Source organism: Daejeonella sp., assembly GCF_044232565.1.
GTDB lineage: Bacteria > Bacteroidota > Bacteroidia > Sphingobacteriales > Sphingobacteriaceae > Daejeonella.
Genome location: NZ_JBIILQ010000250.1, coordinates 1 through 4,044 on the forward strand (window position 1 = coordinate 1; position 4,044 = coordinate 4,044).

Sequence of the window (4,044 nt, forward strand, 5' to 3'; positions counted from 1 at the left end):
TCCGCTGTAAGGGGCAATTTCATTTATGTTATCTATGATAATTTTTTCATTTATTTGCTTTTCCAGTTGTTCAAAATAGCCCTTTGGAATGCTAAATTCTTCCTCATTTTCAAATCGAGCAGCCTCAATGAGTGCTCTTGAAGTCAAATTATTAGATAGAGACTCGAAATAATCCGAAGGCACGGAAAAAGGATTTATTCTTCCCATTGCGGCAAGAGTTGGAGCTTCCTTTTCCCATTCTCGATCTAAATCATTTAATTTCATGCTTCTTTGATATTTTTTATTTAAAAAGGTTTAATCAGAGTTTAATAAAATATGTTCTATTTTTTTGACGGCAATGTGAAATGAAGCTTTTAGCGCACCTACGCTGGTTCCTAAAATATCAGATATTTCCTCATATTTTAAGTCGTCGAAGTATTTCATGTTAAATACTAACCTTTGCTTTTCCGGGAGCGTAAGTAGGGCTTTTTGGAGCTTCATCTGGGCTTTGTCGCCGTCAAAATAGGGACTTTCAGCTAGTGTTTCAAGTAGGTTTCTTCCTTCTGAATCATCTAGAGAGACAGAATTTCTTATTTTTTTGCGATTTAAAAAGGTGATGCATTCATTGCTGGCTATGCGATAAATCCAGGTATATAGCTGTGAATCGCTACGGAAATTGGCAAGATTTTTCCAAATCTTGATAAAAACATCCTGCACAAGATCATCCGCATCATCATGATTGATAACCATCCTTCGGATATGCCAATAAATTTTTTGCTGATATTTATTCAGTAACAAGGAAAAAGCTTCAGTACGAGTACTTTCCTGAGCGAATTTATTTAAGATTACTGAATCCTCAACCTGCATATTTTTCTTTATTGGCCTGGACTCATCTAAAATTACCCTACTTGCGTTTGATAACCTTTTTAACCGCCTTGATGATATCCTCAGTATCTAAACCATACTTTTTCATGAGCTGATCTGGAGTTCCACTCTCACCGAAGCTATCATTTACAGCAACATATTCTTGAGGAACCGGATTGTTTGTCGCTAAAAGTTGTGCAATACTGTCTCCTAATCCACCAATGCGGTTATGCTCTTCAGCACTAACTACACATCCTGTTTTGGCTACCGACTTTAAGACTGCTTCTGCATCCAAAGGTTTAATGGTATGAATATTTATTATTTCAACATTAATTCCCTCTTCAGCAAGTTTTTCACCAGCTTCAATGGCGGTCCAAACGAGGTGTCCAGTAGCAAAAATACTCACATCCGTTCCTTCATTTACCATCCAGGCTTTACCGATTTCAAATTTTTGATCTGGATCAGTAAAAACTGGTACGGCTGGTCTTCCAAATCTTAAATAAACGGGACCGTGGTATTCAGCAATTGCTTCAGTAGCCGCCTTTGTTTGGTTATAATCACATGGGTTAATAACCACCATTCCAGGGAGCATTTTCATCATTCCGATATCTTCTAAAATCTGATGAGTTGCTCCATCTTCACCTAAAGTTAATCCTGCATGTGAAGCACAAATCTTAACGTTTTTATCAGAATAGGCAATTGATTGTCTGATTTGATCATACACACGACCTGTCGAGAAATTGGCAAATGTTCCTGTAAATGGAATCTTGCCACCAATAGTTAAACCTGCTGCAATTCCCATCATGTTTGCTTCAGCAATACCAACTTGATAAAAGCGTTCAGGAAATTCCTTGATAAAAGCATCCATTTTCAAAGATCCAATCAAGTCTGCACAAAGAGCAACAACCTGATCATTTTTTTTACCGGCTTCCACTAAGCCCGCTCCAAAACCTGAACGTGTATCTTTTTTCTCGGTGTATGTGTATTTTTTCATATAAAAAACATTTCCTGACTAACAGCAGGCATAAATAAATTTAATTTCTTTTTGACCTTATAGGGCCATTGATTCGGGATTATTAATAATCGCCTAAAGTTTCTTCCAATTGACCAAGTGCTGAGGCTAGTTGCTCATCATTTGGTGCACTTCCATGCCATTTATGAGTGTGCATCATGAAATCAACACCATTGCCCATCATGGTTTGCATCAAAATCATAATTGGCTTTCCTTTTGATGTTTTTGAAATTGCAAGATCCAGTACACGAATAACATCTGTCATGTCATTTCCGTTCATGTCAAGAACATCCCAGCCAAAAGCTTCCCATTTAGCTCTTAAATTACCCAGTGATAAAATTTTATCAGTTGGTCCGTCAATTTGCTGGCCATTAACATCAATAGTAGAAATGAGGTTGTCTACTTTATTATGACTGGCATACATCGCCGACTCCCACATTTGTCCTTCTTGTAACTCTCCGTCACCATGTAATGAGAATACAAGTTGACTATCATTATTTGCTTTTTTGGCAAGTGCTGCACCAATAGCAACCGACATTCCCTGACCTAATGAACCTGATGCAATACGTATTCCAGGCAATTTTTCATGAGTTGTTGGATGCCCTTGTAACCTCGTATTTAGTTTTCTAAAAGTTGCAAGTTCAGAAATTTCGAAATATCCCGAACGGGCAAGTACGCTATACCAAACCGGAGAAATATGACCGTTTGATAAAAAGAAAAGATCTTCGCCTTGGCCATCCATGCTAAACTTAGTATTATGTTTTAGGGTATGGAAATAAAGAGCCACCAAATAATCAGCGCAGCCAAGTGAACCACCTGGGTGTCCTGATTGGCAGGCATGAACCATTCTAACTATATCTCTACGAACCTGAGTGGCAACTTTTTTTAATTTATCAATGTCTGGAGTCATATTTATTGTTTGTTGGCCTATTAATTAGCCATGATGTTTTTATTTTTTGTTGATTAGAATGCTTTATTTTAACAAGTCTAGAACTTGAGCTGAAGAGTTTTTTGTATCAACCTTGTCGATGATTTTTAAGATGAAGCCCTTTTTATCGATGATGAATGTTTTACGAGCAATACCCATATATTTTTTACCGTACATATTCTTTTCTACCCATACCCCATAAGCTTCTACAATTTCTTTTTCGGTATCCGCAATTAATGAGAATGGTAAATTATGTTTATTGATAAATTTTAAATGAGATTTTTCATCGTCTGTACTTACCCCTAAAACCACAAATCCTTGAGCAATCAATGATTCATAATGGTCTCTGAAGCTACATGCTTCAGCAGTGCATCCTGGGGTATCATCTTTAGGATAGAAATATAGAATGATGTTTTTACCCTCAAAATTGCTCAGGCTAATTAATTCCCCATTTTGGTCTTTTGCTGAAAAATTTGGAGCTTTTTGTCCTTCGCTTAATTCTATCATGGTGTTGTGCTTTTGATGGGATAAAATTAGTAAAATAAATAATGTGTTGGGAATATTTCTCTTACTTATAAAATACTGCATAGAACATCGCGGTATTATTTTTCTTATCGCTTACTATGAGCTGAAAATCATGTTTGCCCTTGTCAATTGATTTTTCCAAATGATGCCATAATGAGCTTGTTTTAGAGTCGTACTCCATTAAAACCCAATTTCCGTCCAATAACGCACTAAAGCTGTCAATTCCAGATAAATTATCTGAAATCTTAAATTGAATTTTTGAAGCGGAGGCTAAATTTGCTCCATTGCTGATATTTACAGGAATAATTTTAGGAGCGATTGTGTCAAGGGTCACATAAAAACTATCAAAGGTTTTAAGTTCAGCTTTTACGTAACCATTTTCATAATTCCCACCCATAGCACTTTTGCGTGTATTAACGAGCAAAGTCTTACTTTTTAAATGCTGTGGAAGGTTTTCATCCACTTTAATGGATAATTGATAAGAACCATTTATAGGAGTCAATCGATTATGAATGTGATGAATAGGGGAGTATGCCGCGATAGGCTTTGCGGATGTGCTATAAATAAAATCAAGGTTGCTAAACAAAGTCTTTAAAGGCATGTACAAACTCAGTCCCGTAGTGTCAAATTTGTTAATTTGGTTAAAAGCAAATTTTTTGCCGAGAGCCTGTTTTTCTATTCTTGTCTGACTTGGATCGAATTTGAATTTGAAATTTAATTCACTTTCATTTCCTGC

Annotated in this window: 4 protein-coding genes and 2 pseudogenes; all 6 read right to left on the reverse strand. The window is 36.3% G+C overall.

Going from position 1 to position 4,044, the window contains the following annotated elements; translation table 11 throughout:
- Positions 1-264, reverse strand: a pseudogene (locus ACILQF_RS11405) (hypothetical protein); the annotation flags it as partial.
- 30 nt (positions 265-294) lie between these two features.
- Complete coding sequence (locus ACILQF_RS11410) at positions 295-846, reverse strand: RNA polymerase sigma factor (protein ID WP_395627533.1); 552 nt, start codon at positions 844-846, stop codon at positions 295-297.
- 37 nt (positions 847-883) lie between these two features.
- Positions 884-1,837, reverse strand: a complete 954-nt coding sequence (locus ACILQF_RS11415) for a transketolase family protein (RefSeq protein WP_395627534.1) — start codon at positions 1,835-1,837, stop codon at positions 884-886.
- An 82-nt stretch (positions 1,838-1,919) separates the two neighbouring features.
- Positions 1,920-2,765 (reverse strand): transketolase, encoded by an 846-nt coding sequence (locus ACILQF_RS11420; RefSeq protein WP_395627535.1) that lies wholly within the window; start codon positions 2,763-2,765, stop codon positions 1,920-1,922.
- 63 nt (positions 2,766-2,828) lie between these two features.
- A complete protein-coding gene (gene bcp, locus ACILQF_RS11425) occupies positions 2,829-3,290 on the reverse strand; it encodes a thioredoxin-dependent thiol peroxidase (RefSeq protein ID WP_395627536.1) in 462 nt (153 codons plus the stop codon).
- A 61-nt stretch (positions 3,291-3,351) separates the two neighbouring features.
- A pseudogene (locus tag ACILQF_RS11430) lies at positions 3,352-4,044 on the reverse strand (M23 family peptidase); the annotation flags it as partial.

Bases quoted from the DNA above. Each gene is read 5' to 3' on its own strand.
- ACILQF_RS11410 (WP_395627533.1), bottom strand. From the start codon at position 846: ATGCAGGTTGAGGATTCAGTAATCTTAAATAAATTCGCTCAGGAAAGT.
- bcp (WP_395627536.1), bottom strand. From the start codon at position 3,290: ATGATAGAATTAAGCGAAGGACAAAAAGCTCCAAATTTTTCAGCAAAA.
- ACILQF_RS11420 (WP_395627535.1), bottom strand. From the start codon at position 2,765: ATGACTCCAGACATTGATAAATTAAAAAAAGTTGCCACTCAGGTTCGT.
- ACILQF_RS11415 (WP_395627534.1), bottom strand. From the start codon at position 1,837: ATGAAAAAATACACATACACCGAGAAAAAAGATACACGTTCAGGTTTT.